The sequence below is a fragment of the Tritonibacter horizontis genome (assembly GCF_001518015.1).
GTDB classification, from domain to species: Bacteria; Pseudomonadota; Alphaproteobacteria; order Rhodobacterales; family Rhodobacteraceae; genus Epibacterium; species Epibacterium horizontis.
In genome coordinates, this window is sequence record NZ_LPUY01000008.1 from 142,217 (window position 1) to 161,177 (window position 18,961).

At 58.7% G+C, this 18,961-nt stretch carries 16 protein-coding genes; 11 read left to right on the top strand and 5 right to left on the bottom strand.

Annotated elements, in window-relative coordinates; genetic code table 11:
• Positions 1–13: 13 nt before the first annotated feature.
• The 8 genes from pip (at position 14) to infB (ending at position 8,806) form a co-directional block, all read left to right on the top strand.
• Entirely contained in the window at positions 14–994 is a 981-nt protein-coding gene (gene pip / locus TRIHO_RS01005) for a prolyl aminopeptidase (protein WP_068239424.1), read from the top strand.
• Complete coding sequence (locus TRIHO_RS01010) at positions 991–1,848, top strand: ABC transporter substrate-binding protein (protein ID WP_068239427.1); 858 nt, start codon at positions 991–993, stop codon at positions 1,846–1,848. Before pip ends, TRIHO_RS01010 begins: the two co-directional genes overlap by 4 nt.
• Before the next feature lie 190 nt (positions 1,849–2,038).
• Complete coding sequence (locus TRIHO_RS01015; RefSeq protein WP_106406137.1) at positions 2,039–2,515, top strand: RNA polymerase sigma factor; 477 nt, start codon at positions 2,039–2,041, stop codon at positions 2,513–2,515.
• A complete protein-coding gene (locus TRIHO_RS01020; RefSeq protein WP_068239431.1) occupies positions 2,512–3,258 on the top strand; it encodes an anti-sigma factor family protein in 747 nt (248 codons plus the stop codon). Before TRIHO_RS01015 ends, TRIHO_RS01020 begins: the two co-directional genes overlap by 4 nt.
• 145 nt (positions 3,259–3,403) lie before the next feature.
• Positions 3,404–4,015: a ribosome maturation factor RimP gene (gene rimP, locus TRIHO_RS01025; RefSeq protein ID WP_068239434.1), complete on the top strand. Its 612-nt coding sequence runs from the start codon at positions 3,404–3,406 to the stop codon at positions 4,013–4,015.
• Positions 4,015–5,631 carry a transcription termination factor NusA gene (nusA, locus tag TRIHO_RS01030; RefSeq protein WP_068239436.1) on the top strand — a complete coding sequence of 539 codons (1,617 nt, stop codon included), beginning with the start codon at positions 4,015–4,017 and terminating at the stop codon, positions 5,629–5,631. Before rimP ends, nusA begins: the two co-directional genes overlap by 1 nt.
• A gap of 29 nt (positions 5,632–5,660) precedes the next feature.
• A complete protein-coding gene (locus TRIHO_RS01035) occupies positions 5,661–6,278 on the top strand; it encodes an RNA-binding protein (protein WP_068239438.1) in 618 nt (205 codons plus the stop codon).
• Between the two features lie 8 nt (positions 6,279–6,286).
• Positions 6,287–8,806, top strand: coding sequence for a translation initiation factor IF-2 (infB, locus tag TRIHO_RS01040; RefSeq protein ID WP_068239440.1), 2,520 nt, complete (start codon positions 6,287–6,289; stop codon positions 8,804–8,806).
• A gap of 100 nt (positions 8,807–8,906) precedes the next feature.
• Here infB and mutT read toward each other — a convergent pair whose 3' ends face one another.
• From mutT to TRIHO_RS01055, 3 genes are read right to left on the bottom strand one after another with little or no spacing between them, the layout of a single operon-like run.
• The gene (gene mutT / locus TRIHO_RS01045) at positions 8,907–9,317 is read right to left on the bottom strand and encodes an 8-oxo-dGTP diphosphatase MutT (RefSeq protein ID WP_068239442.1); all 411 of its coding nucleotides are present in this window, start codon (positions 9,315–9,317) and stop codon (positions 8,907–8,909) included.
• The gene (argJ, locus tag TRIHO_RS01050) at positions 9,314–10,540 is read right to left on the bottom strand and encodes a bifunctional glutamate N-acetyltransferase/amino-acid acetyltransferase ArgJ (RefSeq protein ID WP_068239444.1); all 1,227 of its coding nucleotides are present in this window, start codon (positions 10,538–10,540) and stop codon (positions 9,314–9,316) included. The genes mutT and argJ overlap by 4 nt, the downstream gene beginning before the upstream one ends.
• A 34-nt stretch (positions 10,541–10,574) precedes the next feature.
• Complete coding sequence (locus TRIHO_RS01055) at positions 10,575–11,426, bottom strand: peptidylprolyl isomerase (protein WP_068239921.1); 852 nt, start codon at positions 11,424–11,426, stop codon at positions 10,575–10,577.
• Positions 11,427–11,603: 177 nt separating this feature from the next.
• Here TRIHO_RS01055 and secA point away from each other — a divergent pair, with 177 nt between their 5' ends.
• The 3 genes from secA (at position 11,604) to TRIHO_RS01070 (ending at position 16,911) form a co-directional block, all read left to right on the top strand.
• Positions 11,604–14,297 (top strand): preprotein translocase subunit SecA, encoded by a 2,694-nt coding sequence (gene secA, locus TRIHO_RS01060; RefSeq protein ID WP_068239446.1) that lies wholly within the window; start codon positions 11,604–11,606, stop codon positions 14,295–14,297.
• 389 nt (positions 14,298–14,686) lie between these two features.
• A complete protein-coding gene (locus TRIHO_RS01065) occupies positions 14,687–15,334 on the top strand; it encodes a hypothetical protein (protein ID WP_232367672.1) in 648 nt (215 codons plus the stop codon).
• 23 nt (positions 15,335–15,357) lie between these two features.
• Complete coding sequence (locus TRIHO_RS01070) at positions 15,358–16,911, top strand: phosphate ABC transporter substrate-binding/OmpA family protein (protein WP_068239450.1); 1,554 nt, start codon at positions 15,358–15,360, stop codon at positions 16,909–16,911.
• Between the two features lie 47 nt (positions 16,912–16,958).
• Here TRIHO_RS01070 and TRIHO_RS01075 read toward each other — a convergent pair whose 3' ends face one another.
• Positions 16,959–18,017 (bottom strand): ABC transporter ATP-binding protein, encoded by a 1,059-nt coding sequence (locus TRIHO_RS01075; protein WP_068239453.1) that lies wholly within the window; start codon positions 18,015–18,017, stop codon positions 16,959–16,961.
• 54 nt (positions 18,018–18,071) lie between these two features.
• Positions 18,072–18,863, bottom strand: a complete 792-nt coding sequence (locus TRIHO_RS01080; protein ID WP_068239455.1) for an IclR family transcriptional regulator — start codon at positions 18,861–18,863, stop codon at positions 18,072–18,074.
• Between the last annotated feature and the right edge of the window lie 98 nt (positions 18,864–18,961).

An 18,961-nucleotide genomic window follows, 5' to 3' on the forward strand; every position in this document is an offset into this window, starting at 1 on the left:
AGTTAGGTCAGTAATGGACAAATACCCGGATCAAAAGCGCGCCGTTCAGTTTCTCTATCCGCCGATCGAACCCTTTGATCAGCGGATGCTGGATGTTGGGCAGGGGCACCGGATTTATGTCGAGCAATGCGGCAACCCCAACGGTGTTCCGGTCATCGTCTGCCACGGGGGCCCTGGCGGAGGGACGAGCCCGGCGATGCGGCGTTATTTCGACCCTCGTGTCTATCGAATTGTCCTTTTTGATCAACGCGGATGCGGGCGATCTCGTCCGCATGCCTCCTGCGAAGACAACACAACCTGGCATCTGGTTGCGGATATGGAAATGATCCGCGATCTGCTTGAGATCGACAGCTGGATTCTGTTTGGCGGCAGCTGGGGTGCGACACTTGCGCTCATCTACGCTCAGACCCACCCGGATCGGGTCACACATCTGATTCTGCGCGGCGTCTTTTTGATGACCCAGGCTGAACTCGACTGGTTTTACGGTGGTGGGGCCGGGAAGTTCTGGCCGGAAACCTGGGCGAAATTCACCGCTCTTGTGCCCGAAGATGAGCAGGGCGATCTGATCGCCGCCTATCACAAGCGCCTGTTTTCGGGAAACCGAGACGAAGAGGTCCGCTTTGGCCGGGCTTGGTCCGCTTGGGAAAATGCACTGGCGTCCGTTTATTCCAACGGCATGTCGGGCGAGAGCCCCGGAGACTACGCACGTGCGTTTGCCCGGCTTGAGAATCACTATTTTTCTAACGCGGGGTTCCTACATATGGATGGCCAGATCCTGGCGAATATGGGTCGGATTTCGCATATTCCGGGGATTATCGTGCAGGGCCGGTTTGATATGATCTGCCCGCCGGCCTCTGCCTACAGCATCCACGAGCAATGGCCGAACTCCGACCTGATCATGGTGCGCAACGCGGGGCATGCCCTTTCTGAACCGGGCATCAGTGCCGCATTGGTCAAAGCAATGGATCAGCTGGCAGAGGATTTTTCCGGATGAAGCGACTGGATCGTCGTGCGCTTTTTGCCACTGGTGCCGCGGCTGCGCTGCTTGCCGCGACGGGTACGTCGCTGGCGCATCAGCCACGACGGGGTGGGGTGCTTCGGATGGCGGTTCCCCGCGAGGGGGAGCTGTTGTCGCGCATTGCACGTAGCGCCATTTACGATCAGTTGACCGAGGTCGCACCGGACGGGCTTTTGCGGGGAGAGCTGGCCGCAGCTTGGGAAAGCGATGTTACCGCCCGCGAATGGCGGATTGAACTTCAGGCGAACATTACCTTTCACGATGGCGCTGATTTGACCGCGGAGGATGTCGCGTCTTCGCTGGAAGCCCATGTCCACAGTGGAAATGCGTCCTTGAAAGGTTTGCGGGATTTGAAAGTGTCGGGCGACGGCGATGTTGTCCTTAGCCTGCATGACGCAAATCCGGACTTGCCCTACAGGCTGGCAGACGCGGGGTTGATCATCGCGCCGGCCGGGCAGGTGACTGCGCCCCTGTCAGAGATGACCGGAACCGGTCTGTACCGGGTCGAAAGAGCGCAAGAAGATCGTCATCTTCGGGCGCTCAGGGTGGACCAGCACTACAAGGATGGTCTGGCCGGGTGGTTTGATGCGCTGGAGTTTGTCGTTATCCCCGACGCCGGGGTGCGCGCCGAAGCCCTTCGCGACGGCTATGTCGATATTGCGGCGCTTCCGCTGCCAGACGGGCTCCCGAACCGAAGCGAGTTCTCCTACTATCCATCAGAATCTGACATGGTGCTGGCGGCCTCGCAGAAAATCGCGCTGCCGTCGCGCATTTCCAAACGTGCGTCCTTTGACGATCATCGCATTGCGGAGCGCTGGTGGATGGCGTGACGAACGGTCTGTTTTCTGGGCAAGGCCGTGCGATACAGTCGGTCGGGCAAAGTTGATGTTGAGTGAAATCGGATCTTAGCCCTATGGTGGCGTCATTTCGTTTTGACACGTCACATTTGAAAATACGGTTGGAGTAGAGATTATTCTCGGCCTTTGGAAAAAATCTTCTCTTGATGAGATCCGGGACGGGATAGAGCCGATCTATCCCCGTCTCTGGCGATATTGCCTTGTTCAGACCGGCAAGCGCGATCGCGCAGATGACTTGGCCCAGATGACGTGCTTGCGGGCGCTGGAAAAACACGAAAGCTATCAGGCTGGGACGCATCTGGATCGTTGGCTGTTCCGGATGGCGCACCGCTTGTGGCTGAACGAGATCCGCGCGACCGCGGTCCGCACAGGCGGCGGCCTCGTCGCGCTCGAAGAAACCGAAATTTCAGATGATTCTGCGACATCAGAAGAGAATATTTTCTTGGCTGAGGTGTTCTCTAAGATAGGGGCGCTTCCAGAGGGGCAGCGTGTTGTCGTCCTTCTGGCATATGTCGAAGGCTTTACCTATCAGGAGACGGCTGACACATTGGGTATCCCAATCGGCACGGTAATGAGCCGTTTGGCCAGCGCGCGAAAGAAAGTCGCAGGCGCGTTGTCTGTGGTGGAGGCTGGACAATGACGAAGGCTAACGAATCTATCTCGGACGAAGAGCTGACTGCCTACCTCGATCAGGAGGCGGATGCGCAGCTGGCTGACCGTATTGATCGCGCGCTGGAAACCGATCAGGAGCTGTCGCGCCGGTTGGACTCCCTGATGCTCCCCATGGACGCGTTGCGAGAGGCCTTCGCAATCGAGCGGTTGGGGCCTGCCAGTTTGCCGGTGATCGAACGCCCGACACCGGGACGAACCGCGATGCCCCTTCGGCTGGTGGCTTCGGTCGTTCTCGCTTTTGGTATAGGAATTTCAGGTGGATACCTGTTGCAGCCTCAGGCGACCGCGCCCGGTTGGATTGACGTCGTTGCCAGCTATCAGTCGCTCTATATGACCGAAACCGTTGTCCAGACGACGCAGGACCCGGAGGTGGCACAGGGTGTGCTGGCGCAATTCCAAACCCGCAGTGGCGTCGAATTGTCAGCCGCAACTTCGGTTGAGGGGTTGGATTTCAGGCGTGCGCAGGTGCTTGGTTTCAACAACAAACCGCTCATGCAAATGGCTTATCTTGGCGAAGATGGCACGCCTTTTGCGCTTTGCGTGATTAAGACCGCGAATGCAGACAGCGCCTTTAGCGATCGGATGGCGCAGGGGTTGGCAGCGACCTCATGGGTGTCTGACGGGGTTGGTTACCTTGTGATCGGTGGCGCAGATCAGGCGCGCACGCGAGCCTTTGCCGAGGAAATGAAAACCCGTCTCGAACGAAGCTGATCTGCCGCCTTTGAGGTAGGGCTTGCAAATCCGGGCTTGCCCGCGTATATCGTCGCTCAACAGCGGCGCGTCGGGCTCTGGGCCTGAAGCACCAACGATTAATTTCGACGGGCCGCGCGCCCGTTTTTTTGTGTTTGGAAGTCTGATGAGCAACGACCTTATTGCCAAAGCCGCGATCGACCGGCGCCTGGCTGAGATCATCACCCCGGTTATCGAGGATCTTGGCTACGAGCTGGTCCGCATTCGATTGATGTCTGGCAAAACGACAACGTTGCAGATCATGGCTGATCGCCCTGATGGTGGCATCGAAGTCGATGATTGTGCGGCGATTTCCAATGCCGTGAGTGCGACGCTCGATGTGGAAGATCCGATCCTTGATGCCTATGCGCTTGAGGTGTCGAGCCCCGGCATCGACCGTCCGCTGACCCGGCTCAAAGACTTTGATATGTTCGAAGGCTACGAGGCCAAGCTGGAAACCGCAGAGCTGATCGACGGTCGTCGGCGGTTCAAGGGACAACTGGCCGGTGTTGAAGAGGACGAAGTTCTCATCAACATTGAAGAACAGGGCGAACAGGTGACGATTGGTCTGAAATTCGACTGGCTGAGCGATGCCAAGCTGGTTCTGACAGACGATCTGATCAAGGAAATGCTGCGTCAGCGCAAGGCCGCTGGCGTTTTGAACGAAGAGACCTTTGACGACATCGAGACCGAAGGGTCCGCAGAAGGGACCACAGGGTCCGAAGAGGAGAACGAGTAATGGCTATCACCTCTGCAAACCAGCTGGAGCTGTTGCAAACCGCCGAGGCCGTGGCGCGCGAAAAGATGATCGATCCCGGTCTGGTGGTCGAAGCGATGGAAGAATCCCTCGCTCGGGCAGCCAAGAGCCGCTACGGCAGCGAAATGGACATTCGCGTCTCGATTGATCGCAAGACGGGCAAGGCGACTTTTACCCGCGTGCGGACCGTGGTGGCCGATGAGGAACTGGAAAACTACCAGTCTGAACTGACCGTCGAACAGGCGCGCCAGTATCTGGAGAACCCAGCCGTCGGTGACACGTTCTCTGAAGAGGTACCGCCAGTGGAAATGGGGCGGATCGCCGCCCAGTCCGCCAAGCAGGTGATCCTTCAGAAGGTACGCGAAGCAGAGCGGGATCGTCAGTACGAAGAATTCAAGGACCGCAACGGCACCATCATCAATGGTCTCGTCAAGCGCGAAGAATACGGCAACGTCATCGTCGATGTCGGCTCTGGCGAAGCGATCCTGCGCCGGAACGAGAAAATCGGCCGCGAGAGCTACCGCCCGAACGACCGCATCCGCTGCTACATCAAAGACGTCCGTCGTGAACCCCGCGGGCCGCAGATCTTCCTCAGCCGTACCGCTCCAGAGTTCATGGCCGAGCTGTTCAAGATGGAAGTGCCGGAAATCTATGATGGGATCATCGAGATCAAGGCCGTGGCCCGTGATCCCGGTTCGCGCGCGAAAATCGCTGTGGTCTCTTATGACGGTTCGATTGATCCGGTCGGCGCCTGTGTCGGTATGCGCGGGTCGCGCGTGCAGGCGGTGGTCAACGAGCTTCAGGGCGAAAAGATCGACATTATCCCCTGGAATGAAGACCAGCCGACCTTCCTTGTGAATGCGCTGCAACCTGCGGAAGTCTCCAAGGTGGTTCTGGACGAAGAGGCCGGCAAGATCGAAGTCGTGGTTCCGGACGAGCAGCTCTCGCTGGCGATTGGCCGTCGGGGCCAAAACGTGCGTCTGGCGTCGCAGCTGACCAACCTCGATATCGACATCATGACCGAGGAAGAAGAATCCGCCCGCCGTCAGAAGGAATTCGAAGCCCGGACCGGCCTCTTCATGGAAACGCTGGATCTGGACGAGTTCTTTGCACAGCTTCTGGTCTCCGAAGGGTTCACCAACCTCGAAGAAGTGGCCTATGTCGAAGTGGACGAATTGCTGGTGATCGACGGTGTCGATGACAGCACGGCCGAAGAGTTGCAGGCCCGTGCCCGCGACTACCTGGAAGCACAGGCCAAGGCAGCGCTCGATACCGCGCGCGAACTTGGCGCCGAGGACAGCCTCATTGACTTTGAGGGTCTCACACCCCAAATGGTCGAAGCATTGGCCAAGGATGGCGTCAAGACGCTGGATGACTTTGCCACTTGCGCGGACTGGGAACTGGCAGGCGGCTGGACCACGGTCAACGGCGAGCGGGTGAAGGACGATGGACTTCTCGAGCCCTTCGACATGAGCCTCGAAGAGGCACAGAAGCTGGTTATGACGGCCCGCATCATGCTGGGTTGGGTCGATCCGGCCGAACTTGAGACAGGCGCAGAAGACCTCGAAGCCGAGGCGGAAGAGGACGCGGAAGCCTGATAGGCTTCCCCCTCCTACTGGAGACTTAAATGACGCGCGGTGGTGCAGAAAAAGACCGTCAAGACGGGCCGGAGCGCAAATGTATCGTCACAGGCGAAACATTTGCCAAATCCGATTTGATCCGGTTCGTGATGGCACCGGACGGTCAGGTCGTCGCCGATATTCTGGGGAAACTCCCCGGGCGTGGCGTCTATGTGTCCGCCAACCGTGCCGCATTGGAATTGGCGGTGAAGAAAAAGCTCTTTGCCCGGGGCTTCAAGGCACAGGTTACCGTGCCAGAGGGCATCGTAGATGAGGTGGCGCGCCAGGTGTTGCGGCGCACCATTGAGCTGATCAGCCTGGCCCGAAAGTCGGGTCATGCGATCGGAGGGTATGAAAAGGTCAAGGATTGGCTGGCCAAAGAGGAAGCCCGGGTTCTGATCCAGGCCTCTGATGGCTCCGGACGAGGGAAGTCCAAACTGAGCACCCCACATCGGGGAAAATACATCGGATGCCTGACGGCGGACGAGCTTGGAATGGCATTTGGGCGCGAAACTGTCATACATGCCGCGCTCTCCTCTGGTGGACTCAGCCAACGTGTTGTAGAGGAAGCCCAGCGATTGCAGGGTTTGCGCGAAAAGGGCGGCATGGGCCGCACGGAAGGATAAAGAGCTTTATGAGCGATAGTGACGGCAAAAAGACATTGGGTCTGCGTGGTGGTGGGTCTCGGCCCGGGAATGTCAAACAGAGTTTCAGCCACGGTCGGACCAAGAATGTCGTGGTGGAAACCAAGCGCAAGCGCGTGGTTGTCCCCAAGCCGGGCGCTGGCAAGGGTGGCGCCGGTGGCGTTGCTGCTGGCGACGCTTCGCGACGCCCTGCAGGCATCAGCGATGCGGAAATGGAACGCCGACTGAAGGCGCTGCAAGCCGCCAAAGCCCGCGAGGCGGGTGAAATCGCGCAGCGCGAAGCCGAAGAAAAAGCCCGCGCTGAAGAGCGTGAGCGTCGTCGTGCGGAAATCGAAGCCAAGGAACGCGAACAGCGCGAAGCTGAAGAACGCGTCCGCCAGAAGGCTGAAGAAGAAGAACGCAAGCGCAAGGAAGAAGAAGACGCGGCCAAACGGGCTGCGGCTGAAAAATCCGCAAGCCCTGCTGCTTCTGACAAACCGGCCAACGCCCCTGCCGCGGCCCGCCCGGCGGGTGGTCCTGGTGCACCGAAACCCGGTGTTGCCGCGCCTCGCAAGGCAGAGCGCGAACGCGAAGAACGTGGTCGGAGCGCCAAGGGTCGGGACGACGCAGGTCGCCGGTCCGGCAAACTGACACTCAGCCAGGCCACCGGTGGTGGCGAGGGCGGCCGTCAGCGCTCCATGGCTTCGATGAAGCGTAAGCAAGAGCGTGCGCGTCAGAAAGCCATGGGACAGATCGAGCGGGAAAAGGTCATTCGTGACGTGCAGTTGCCAGAGGCAATTGTGGTCTCCGAACTGGCGAACCGTATGGCCGAACGTGTCGGTGATGTTGTCAAATCCCTGATGAACATGGGGATGATGGTCACGCAGAACCAGACCATTGACGCCGACACGGCCGAGCTGATCATCGAAGAATTTGGCCACAAGGTCGTGCGTGTATCGGATTCCGACGTCGAGGACGTCATCAAGGAAATCGAAGACAACGACGATGAGCTGAAATCGCGGCCACCTGTGATCACCATCATGGGGCACGTGGACCACGGTAAAACCTCTCTGCTGGACGCCATTCGCGATGCGAAGGTTGTGGCGGGCGAGGCCGGCGGGATCACCCAGCACATCGGTGCCTATCAGGTGACAACCGACAGCGGCGCTGTGTTGTCCTTCCTTGATACGCCCGGCCACGCTGCCTTTACCTCCATGCGGTCGCGCGGGGCACAGGTCACAGACATCGTGGTTCTGGTCGTTGCCGCAGACGACTCGGTCATGCCGCAGACGATTGAGGCGATCAACCACGCCAAAGCCGCCAAGGTTCCGATGATCGTCGCGATCAACAAGGTGGATAAACCGGCAGCCGATCCGCAAAAAGTGCGCGCAGAGTTGCTGCAGCATGAAGTTGTCGTTGAAGCGATGTCCGGTGAAGTGCAGGACGTCGAAGTTTCCGCCCATACGGGGCAGGGCCTGGACGAACTGCTCGAAGCAATCGCGCTGCAGTCCGAGATCCTCGAACTCAAAGCGAACCCGAATCGGGCCGCTCAGGGTGCGGTGATCGAAGCGCAGCTCGACGTGGGTCGCGGTCCGGTTGCGACCGTTCTGATCCAGAAGGGCACCTTGCGTCAGGGCGATATCTTTGTCGTCGGCGAACAATACGGTAAAGTCCGCGCGCTCATCAACGACAAGGGCGAACGCGTCAAGGAAGCCGGACCCTCGGTTCCTGTCGAGGTTCTGGGCCTGAACGGGACACCAGAAGCGGGCGACGTGCTCAACGTCACCGAGACCGAAGCACAGGCGCGCGAAATTGCCGAGTACCGCGAACAGGCGGCCAAGGACAAACGCGCCGCGGCAGGTGCGGCGACGACCCTGGAACAGCTGATGCAGAAGGCAAAGGACGACGAAACCGTCTCCGAACTGCCGATCCTGGTCAAAGCCGACGTTCAGGGCTCCGCCGAAGCCATCGTTCAAGCGATGGAAAAAATCGGCAACAACGAAGTGCGCGTGCGGGTACTGCACTCGGGCGTTGGCGCGATCACAGAGACCGATATTGGTCTTGCCGAAGCCTCCGGCGCCCCTGTTTTTGGGTTCAACGTGCGGGCCAATACCTCTGCGCGGAACACAGCCAACCAGAAGGGTGTGGAGATCCGTTACTATTCGGTGATCTACGATCTGGTGGACGACGTGAAAGCTGCGGCCTCCGGTCTGCTTTCTGCGGAGATCCGCGAGAACTTCATCGGCTATGCAGAGATCAAGGACGTCTTCAAAGTGTCCAACGTCGGCAAGGTTGCGGGCTGTCTGGTAACCGAAGGTGTGGCGCGCCGCTCTGCCGGTGTTCGCCTGCTGCGGGACAACGTTGTTGTGCACGAAGGCACGCTGAAAACGCTGAAGCGCTTCAAGGACGAAGTTGCCGAAGTCCAGTCCGGTCAGGAATGCGGTATGGCATTTGAGAACTACGACGATATCCGCGCCAAGGATGTCATCGAGATTTTCGAACGCGAAGAAGTCACCCGCTCCCTCGACTGATCCTCGACGATCATCATAAAAACGCCCCCGGTCAGCGATGGCCGGGGGCGTTTTTGGTTTTAACGGGCATGGCGCGTGGCAGTGCGCCCGGATCAGGCAGTTACAGCCAGTCCCGCAGGATCGGGATCAGGGGAACATCTGCCGCAGGCATCGGGTAGTCCCGCAAATCCTTGGCACGCACCCATTTCAATGTCTGTCCTTCCTGAGATTGCGGTATGCCCTCCCACTTGCGGCAGGCAAACAGGGGCATCAGCAAGTGAAAACTGTCGTAGCTGTGACTGGCAAAAGTCAGCGGCGCGAGGCAACTGGACCAGGTGTTGATTCCCAGTTCCTCTAGCAATTCCCGTATCAAAGCGGCCTCGGGCGTTTCCCCCGGTTCGATCTTTCCGCCGGGAAACTCCCACAGCCCGGCCATGGACTTCCCCTCAGGACGTTGCGCCAACAGGATGCGGCCTTCAACGTCGATGAGGGCAACCGCCGAGACCAGAACCAGTTTCTTCGGTTCGGTCATGACCGATAGTCTGCGTTGATCGTGATGTATTGATGGGTTAGATCACAGGTCCAGATTGTCGCCTTGCCTGTGCCCAGACCCAGGTCAACCTTGACTGTGATCTCGTCCTTTTTCATCTCGGCGGCACCCAGCTCTTCGCGGTAGCTGGGGGAAACCCAACCTTTTTCTGCGACCAGAATGTCTCCGAAGGAAATCGACAACAGATCGCGATCAGCCTGAGCGCCTGATTTACCGATGGCCATCACGATGCGACCCCAGTTCGGATCTTCACCGGCAAAGGCGGTCTTGACCAGGGGGGAGTTGGCAATAGAGAGCCCGTGAACCTTGGCATCTGCATCGGTAGCTGCGCCGGTGACCTGAATTTCAACGAATTTGGTGGCACCCTCGCCATCCCGCACCACCTGATGTGCCAGATCGAGCATCACGCCACGAAGCGCCTCGCCAAAGCTGGCGTTCCCGGTCGCATCGACGCCGGAGGCGCCGGTTGCACACAGCATTAGGCTGTCTGACGTGGAGGTATCGCTGTCGACGGTAATGCAATTGAACGAGGTCTCGTTCAAATCCGAAACCAAGTCCTGCAATGCGGATTGTTCATAGACCGCATCGGTAAAGATATAGACGAGCATTGTCGCCATATCGGGCGCGATCATACCGGATCCTTTGGCAAAGCCGGAAATCTGAACCGTCTTGCCATCGATTTCGACCGCGGCCGTTGCCCCTTTGGGAAAGGTATCGGTCGTCATGATCGCTTCGGCTGCGGATTGCAGCGCATCCGTTGCCAAGGCCCCATGCAGGGTTTCAAGCTTTGCAACGATCCGATCATGGGGCAGCGGCTCGCCAATCACGCCGGTCGAGGCGGTAAAAACCCGCTCCTGAGGGACGCCGGAAATGTCGGCCACCGCAGCGGTGATCTCGGAGACAGAGGTCTGCCCGTAGTGCCCGGTAAAAGCGTTGGAGTTTCCGGAATTCACCAGAATCGCTGCGCCCTTGGTGGGCGCGCCGCCCAGTTTGCTCTGACAGTCCAGAACGGGCGCGGACCGGGTGGCCGAGCGGGTGAAAACGCCCGCAACAGATGTGCCTGGGTCCATGACTGCAAGCATGACATCGGTCCGCCCTTGGTATCGGACCCCGGCCGCGACAGCTGCGAAACGCACCCCGGCGATTTCCGGCAAAGCCGGAAACCCGGCGGGAGCGAGGGGAGAGCGGGGCATTGTTTTTGCCATATCGGTGTTCCTAGAAGCTAAGGTTGAACGCTGGTCAGTTCTTGATCAGGCTCAAATCGCGCAAAATGGAGGGGTCAAATTCCTCGACACCGGACCGTTCGATCCGGGCATTGGATGTGAGTTGATTCACCCGATCCTCGACCGCATCCCGGGCAATTTCCTGAGCAATTTCATCGCGCACGTCGATGAAGTCCGGGGCTTCGAGCTTGCGACGCTCGTTCAGCTTGATGACATGCCAGCCAAACTGCGTCTCAACCGGGTCGGACACCTGGCCCGGACGCATTTCTGCAACCGCAGCTTCGAATGCGGGCACCATGCTGCCGTTTGTGAACCACCCGAGCGAGCCACCGTTTGGCCCGGACGGACCCGTCGAGGATTCCTTGGCAATGGTGGCGAATTCGGCACCTTCGTCAATCTGTGCTTTGACTTCCAATGCCTCGGCCTCGGTCTCGACAAGGATATGCGAGGCATTGAATTCATCGCCGCCATCCCCAGTCGAATAGCGGGCATCGTAGGCGTCGCGGATGGCATCCTCATTCTGGGCTTGTTCCATGATCGACTGGATCACTTCGGAGGCCAGCAGAGACCGGGTTTCGTTTTCGACGGTCAGCCGGACATGCTCGGGCATATCGCCGTGCAATTGCTGTTTGAGGGCGGTCTGCTGGATCAGCTGATCCAGCAGAGCATTGAACAACACGTCATCCGGCAAGCTTTGATATTGCGCCGGCAACTTGGTGCGCGCCACAATCATATGCCCGACCGTGATTTCTTCGCCATTCACTTTTGCGACGACACTGTTGGCATGTTGCTCGGCCACGGCCGGAACCGCGACGCCAACAACAGCGGCGATCACGACGCCCTGCAAAAAAGTGAGACCTTTGCGCATGGAAACCATCCTATCTTGGTGCCGCGACGGGTCGCGGCGTTGACACTTATTTTCCTGCCCCTTACATCGCCATGAGGCCTGTGGCAGGACCGTCTTTCCACCTTTGTTTATGGGTTGAGAACACGGCGGGCAAGCCTGCCGCACACATAGGTCGAGAACTAGACTTTTGGAGCGCACATGCTGGGTATCGGAACACTCGCCAAAAAGGTCTTCGGCACGCCGAACGACCGCAAGGTAAAGGCGACACGGCCGCTGATTGCAAAGATCAATGCGCTGGAGCCTGACTTTGAGGCGCTGAGTGACGATGGGCTGAAGGAAAAGACCGAAGAGCTGCGCAAACGCGCACTCGGCGGCGAGAGCCTCGACGACCTTTTGCCGGAAGCCTTCGCCAACGTGCGCGAAGCGGCCCGGCGATCCCTTGGCCTGCGCGCCTTTGACACCCAGCTGATGGGTGGCGCCTTTTTGCACCAGGGCAATATTTCGGAAATGAAAACCGGCGAGGGCAAAACCCTTGTTGCGACGTTTCCGGCCTACCTGAACGCCCTGACCGGCAAAGGCGTGCATGTTGTCACGGTGAACGAATACCTTGCCAAACGCGACAGCGAATGGATGAGCAAGGTTTTCGATGCGCTGGGCATGACCACCGGCGTGATCTACGCTAACCAGCCTGAAGCGGAGAAAATGGCGGCCTATGGGTGTGACGTCACCTATACGACCAACAACGAGCTTGGCTTCGACTATCTGCGCGACAACATGAAGCCTTCGCTCGATCAGGTTTTCCAAAAGTATCACAACTTTGCCATCGTCGATGAGGTCGACTCGATCCTGATCGACGAGGCACGGACACCCCTGATTATTTCCGGCCCGGCCGAAGACCGTTCCGAGCTGTACGAGACCATCGACAAACTGATTCCAACGCTCAATGATGAGCACTACGAAGTTGACGAAAAAACCCGGGGCGTGACCTTTACCGATGAGGGCAACGAATTCCTCGAACAATCCCTGCTGGCGGCGGGGCTCCTGGATGAGGGTGCCAGCCTTTATGATCCGGAAAGCACCACGGTGGTGCACCACGTCAACCAGGCACTGCGTGCGCATAAACTCTTCCAGCGCGACAAGGATTACATCGTACGCGATGGCAACGTTGTTCTGATCGACGAATTCACCGGTCGCATGATGCCGGGTCGGCGGCTTTCCGAGGGGCTGCACCAGGCGATCGAGGCCAAGGAAGGCACCCAGATCCAGCCGGAAAACACGACTCTGGCGTCGGTGACCTTTCAGAACTACTTCCGCCTTTACGACAAGCTGGCCGGTATGACCGGCACGGCGATGACAGAGGCAGAAGAGTTCAATGAAATCTATGGCCTGGGTGTCGTAGAGGTCCCGACCAACCGTCCCATCGCCCGGGTGGACGAGGACGATCAGGTCTATCGGACCGCCAGCGAAAAATACGCAGCCATGATCGCCGAGACGAAGGTAGCCCACGCAAAGGGACAGCCCGTCCTGTTGGGGACGACCTCGATTGAGAAGTCAGAACTGCTGAGCCACCTGCTGCAGCAGGAGAACATCGAACACAATGTCCTGAACGCGCGTCATCATGAACAGGAAGCCAAGATCGTCGCCGAAGCGGGCCGTTTTGGCGCCGTGACAATCGCCACGAACATGGCTGGCCGGGGCACTGACATTCAGCTTGGCGGCAACGTCGACCTGAAGGTCATGGATGCCCTGGAAGCAAATCCAGACGCTGATCCGGTGGCGTTGCGCAAGGAAGAAGAAGCCAAACACGCAGAAGAAAAGCAAAAGGTTCTCGATGCAGGCGGTCTTTATGTCATGGCATCTGAACGGCACGAAAGCCGGCGTATCGACAACCAGCTGCGCGGTCGTTCTGGGCGTCAGGGGGATCCCGGTCGCACGCGGTTCTACCTGAGCCTTGAAGATGACCTGATGCGGATCTTCGGATCCGAACGCCTGGACAAACTGCTGTCCGGCCTTGGCATGAAAGAAGGCGAGGCGATCATCCACCCTTGGGTGAATAAGTCGCTGGAGCGTGCCCAGGCAAAGGTCGAAGGTCGCAACTTTGATATGCGCAAGAACGTGTTGAAGTTCGATGACGTGATGAACGATCAGCGGAAAGTTGTCTTTGGTCAGCGCCGCGAGATCATGGCGTCAACTGATACCAACGAAATCGTCACCGACATGCGTCACGAAGTGATCGACGATCTTCTGGATGTCTACATGCCGCCAAAAACCTACGCAGATCAGTGGAATACCGCTGGACTGCAAGAGGCGGTGAAGGAAAAGCTCGGGATTGATGCCCCGGTTGCGGATTGGGCGGCCGAAGAGGGCGTCGACGATGATCAAATTCGCGAGCGGCTGATTGCGGCTTCGGACGAGTTGATGGCCGAAAAAGTTGCAGCCTTTGGTGAAGAAGGCATGAGCAACATCGAAAAGCAGGTTCTGTTGCAGGCCATTGATGCCAAATGGCGGGAGCATCTCCTGACGCTTGAACACCTCAGGTCCGTTGTCGGATTCCGCGGTTACGCGCAGCGCGATCCTCTAAACGAGTACAAGAACGAGAGTTTCCAGCTTTTTGAGACCATGCTCGATTCCCTGCGGGAAGCAGTAACACAGCAACTGTCGCGTGTGCGTCCCCTCAGCGAGGAGGAGCAGCGAGAGATGATGATGCAGATGGCGGCGCGTCAGGGGCTGCGGGCCCAGCCGACACCATCGGACTCCGATGCGCCGGTTGAGGCCCCGAAAGAGGGATTCGTCGAAGATGATCCAACCACCTGGGGCAACCCGTCGCGCAACGACAAATGCCCTTGCGGGTCCGGGAAAAAGTTTAAACATTGTCATGGTAAACTGGCGTAGCGCTTCGGTAAGTCATTTGAATCCGGCCTGAATATGCCAAAACCACGGTTGTTTCGGAGCGCTGCCTTAGTCTAGCCGCCTTGTATGGTCATACTTTCTTAACCTTTCAGGGTGAGGAGAGAAGGATGGGTATACGAGTAACGGCCCTTACTGTCGCAGCGACTGTTGTCTGCGCGTTGGCCACTGGTTTGTTTATGCAAAAGCGTGCGGATCTCCGGCACACGGTTGTGGAGGAGACGCGGCAATTTGCTCCGGGAATCCCGGCTGAGCCTGACACGGCTGAGCTGGACCTTCAGGATGTGGCCTTCACATCCCTGACGCCGACCGATGATCCCTCTCTCTCGCCACCTCAGGAGCCGTCACACACGCCACAGCGATGTGTCGGGGACATGCAGCTCAGGTCGATGCCTGCGGCGCTGATGCAGGTGGACATCGACGCGCCCTGTCACGCGGGGGAGCGGTTCACGCTCCACCACGCGGGCCTGATGGTGACGCAGAGGCTTGACGATGCGGGGCGCTACAGGGGCACCCTTCCCGCGCTTGCAGAGCATGCGGTTGCGCTGGCTGATTTTCCGTTTGGCCAGGATTTCGAGGCCAGGACGCAGATCGTCGGACTGGAGAACATCGACCGCGTGATCTTGCAGTGGCAGGGGGCGAATGGGTTTGAACTCCACGCCCTGGAATTTGGCGCGACCTATGGCGAAGCGGGCCATGTGTGGCATGGTGCGATTCCGGGCCTTGGTGCGGGGCAGGTGTTATCGCTCGGTGATCCGGCGCAGGTGGCGCCCTATCTTGCGCAAATCTATTCCCTTCCGATGACTGAAGCCCCCAAATCCAATTCAACCGTCGCAATTTCAGTCGAAGCAGAGGTGACAGCCGAGAATTGTGATCGGACTGTTGTGGCGCAACTGTTTGAACATCGTCGTGGCGAGATACGTGTGCAGGATCTTTCGCTTACCATGCCGGACTGTTCGGCGAGAGGCGACTTTCTTGTGTTGAATAATCTTGTGGAAACGCTGAGACTCACCGGCAACTAAACGGCGATACACCGGGATTTCTCATGCGTTATTTTCGTGCGGCGATTTGCGTCGCACTCTGCCTATTTGGCCTATCCAGACCGACGATTGCACAGGATGTCACCCTTTCATCGCCCGACGGCGCGATCGAAGTGGTTGGGAACTTGCTGGGATTCGATGGAGAATTCTATCGGGTAGACACCCAATTCGGTGAGTTGACCGTTGATGGGTCTGGTGTGCGGTGCGACGGCCCGGGGTGTCCGAGCCTTTCGGATTTTGTGGCCGAGGTGACCCTTTCGGGATCATCGACGATGGCAGAAGTACTTTTGCCTGCCTTGATTGAAGGTTTTGCCCTGCGCAACGGCTATCAGACTGCGCGCACGCAATTTGATGCGCGCCAGTTCGAATATACCTTGTCGCGGGATGGCCGTGCGGCGGCTCGGTTCAACTTCTATGTCAGCAATACAGACGAAGGGTTCGCCGATCTTCTGGCTAATCAGGCCGACGTGGTGATGGCCTTGCGCGAAATCAGAGAGGCAGAGCGGGTGCTCGCCAAAGAGGCGGGAATGGGCGACCTGTCCGGCGCCAATCGCGGCCGTGTCCTGGCATTGGATGCCATCGTTCCCATTGTGGCGCCCTCGAACCCAGTGAAGCGGATCTCTTTGACGCAATTGGCGGAAATCTACGCGGGTCAGATCACCAACTGGATCGAGCTTGGTGGACCGGACGCGCCGATTTCCGTTCATTTACCGGTTGAAGGCGCAGGTCTCGCGCAGGCGGTCGAGGACAAACTTCTTGGCCCTGCGGTGTTGAGCCTCACGGATGGGATCCGCAGACATGACCGAGGCAGCACATTGGTCCGGAGCGTCGTCACCGATCCATTTGCAATTGGTCTGGCCAGCTTTGCGGAGACCGGTACGGCCCGCATGCTGACTCTGTCGGGCCCTTGTGGTTTTACGCTCAGCGCCGGTCGGCGGATGATCAAGACGGAAGATTATCCCCTGACCTCGCCCATGTTCCTTTATTTGCCGGCCCGCCGTCTGCCGCGGGTGGCGCGCGATTTCCTGACATATCTTCGTGGGCCGTCGGCTCAGATCGTGATCCGACGTGCGGGTTTCGTCGATCAGGCGGCGGAACGTATCCCGATGGCGTTGCAGGGGGAACGGTTGACCAACGCGATCAAATCCGCGGGGCCGGACATTCCGCTGGAAGAACTGCAACGCATGGTGACAACCCTCGACGGGTTGCAACGGTTGACCATGTCGTTCCGGTTCGAGGCCGGCTCGTCACGGCCCGATGCGCAATCGAGAAGCAACATCGAATTGTTGGCGCGCGAGGTTGAGGCCGGCGTCTATGACAGCAAACGGTTGGTGTTTGTCGGCTTTTCAGACGGGGAGGGGCCAGCCGCTGGCAACCGAGAGATTGCCCAACAGAGGGCAGAGGCGGTCAGGAAAGCTGTTGAAAAAGCCGCAGAAACGGCCAATCTGGATCGGATTTCGATCGAGACCGAAGCCTTTGGCGAGGCGTTGCCGATCGCATGCGACGATAGCGCCTGGGGGCGGCAGGCCAATCGCCGCGTGGAGGTCTGGGTTCGCTGAAAATCAAGGCCCGGCGCATCCCGGCACCAGGCCTTGATCGGTCAACGTTAGCGCAACCGGGCCTCTGTTTCCTTGTCAAAGAGGAATACATCGGCGTCGTTGAATGACAGGCTCACCGAGGTGCCTTCTTCCAGCATATCCTCGCCCCGTGTCTCCACGATCAGTTTGGAACCGTCGGTGCAGATAAGATGGTCATAGGCCACGGCGCCCAAGCGTTCGCGTAGCTCCAACTGGGCGGTATCCCCTGCTGAGAGGGTTATGGATTGCGGACGCAGACCGACAATCACCTCCGTGCCAATGGGGGGCAAGGTGACGTTGGGTGCAACAACGCGACCACCGAGCGCGGCGATCTCGACACCTTTGTCCGTCACCTGACCCGCAACGAAATTCATCCCAGGCGAACCGATGAACCCCGCGACAAAGCGATTGTCGGGGTCATTGTAAAGGTCCATCGGCTTGCCGACCTGCTCGACCCGCCCGGCCCGCAGCACCACAATCTTGTCTGCGAGCGTCATCGCTTCGACCTGATCATGCGTTACATAGATCATGGTCGCGCCGATTTCCTTGTGCAGACGGGCGATTTCAACCCGCATGTCGACACGCAGCTCGGCATCGAGGTTCGACAACGGCTCGTCAAAAAGGAAGACTTCGGGCCCGCGCACAATGGCGCGTCCAATCGCAACCCGTTGACGTTGCCCGCCGGACAACGCCTTTGGTTTGCGCTTGAGGTAATCGTCCAGTTTCAGGATGTGGGAGGCCTCAGACACCTTTTTGGTGATCTCGGCTTTTGGATGGCCGGTCATTTTAAGGCCGAAACCCATGTTTTCTTCGACCGTCATATGCGGATAAAGTGCGTAGGACTGGAACACCATGGCAACGCCCCGTTCGGCGGCATCGACATTGGTCACATCGCGATTACCAATGTGGATCTGGCCGGATGTGGTTTCTTCCAGCCCGGCCACCATTCGCAGCAAGGTGGATTTTCCGCACCCGGACGGGCCGACGAAGACGCAGAACTCGCCGTCTTCAATCTGAAGATTTACGTCGTGGATGGTCTGGACTTCACCATATTTCTTGATGGTATTTGTCAGCGTGACGCCGGTCATTTTCGTGATCCTTTCTGCGACGCAAGAGCGTTTTGCCCAGAACGTCGGTCCTCCTCAGGTGGGAAACTGCCAGCTTTCGGCGGATTCCGAGATATCGTTTGCGGTTTTCAGTAACAGCGGGCGCAGCGTGTCGAGGCTTTCCAAGGACCGCCGCTGCAGCGACGACGTAATGGAGACTGCTCCCATGACCCGGCCATTGGCGGACAGGATCGGGGCAGCGATACAGATGATCCCGGGCTCGTGCTCTTCTCTGTCGAATGCCACGCCTTCGGCCCGGATGGCCTCCAGTTCGATCCGAAATTCAGCCTCTGTCGAGAGGGTCTGCGGGGTGTGTCGAAGGTATGCCTGCCGGCGGATCGCATCTTCGCGGCCGTCGGCGTCCAGATGGGCGATCATCGCCTTGCCGACTCCGGTGCAATAGCCGGGGCCAATTTTGCCCGCCTGGCTGAACATTTCGATCGGGGTCTGGGCGTTGCGTTTGTCCACATAGAGCACCTGCCCCTGGTCGAGCTGCGCGAGGTGGATTGTTTCGCCAACCGTTTCTGACAGCGCGTCCAAATGCGGCCGTGCCAAGGGGGCGAGCGAACTTTGGCGCCAGGCCGCATGCGCCAGTCGAACGAGGCGGAGGCCCGGCGCATAGGCTTGGCTCTGTTCGTCGAAACGGAGCATCCCCTGATTCGTCAGGGTCTGAAGTAACCGGTACAGAGTCGCCTTAGGGTGGGGCGAGTTTGCCAATAATTCGGCAAAACGGACCGGACGACCAAACTCAGCAACCTGATCCAGAATCTCCAATGCTTTTCCGACAGTTCCATCGGTGCTGCGCTGCGGCAATTGCGGCGTGGTCATGGTTGTCCTCCCTCACGTCAGTTCCCGCTGAGGTGAACAGACTGTTGACATTCATAGACCGGTTCCCCCATGGTTTCAATAGTTGGAAAGATGTTTCA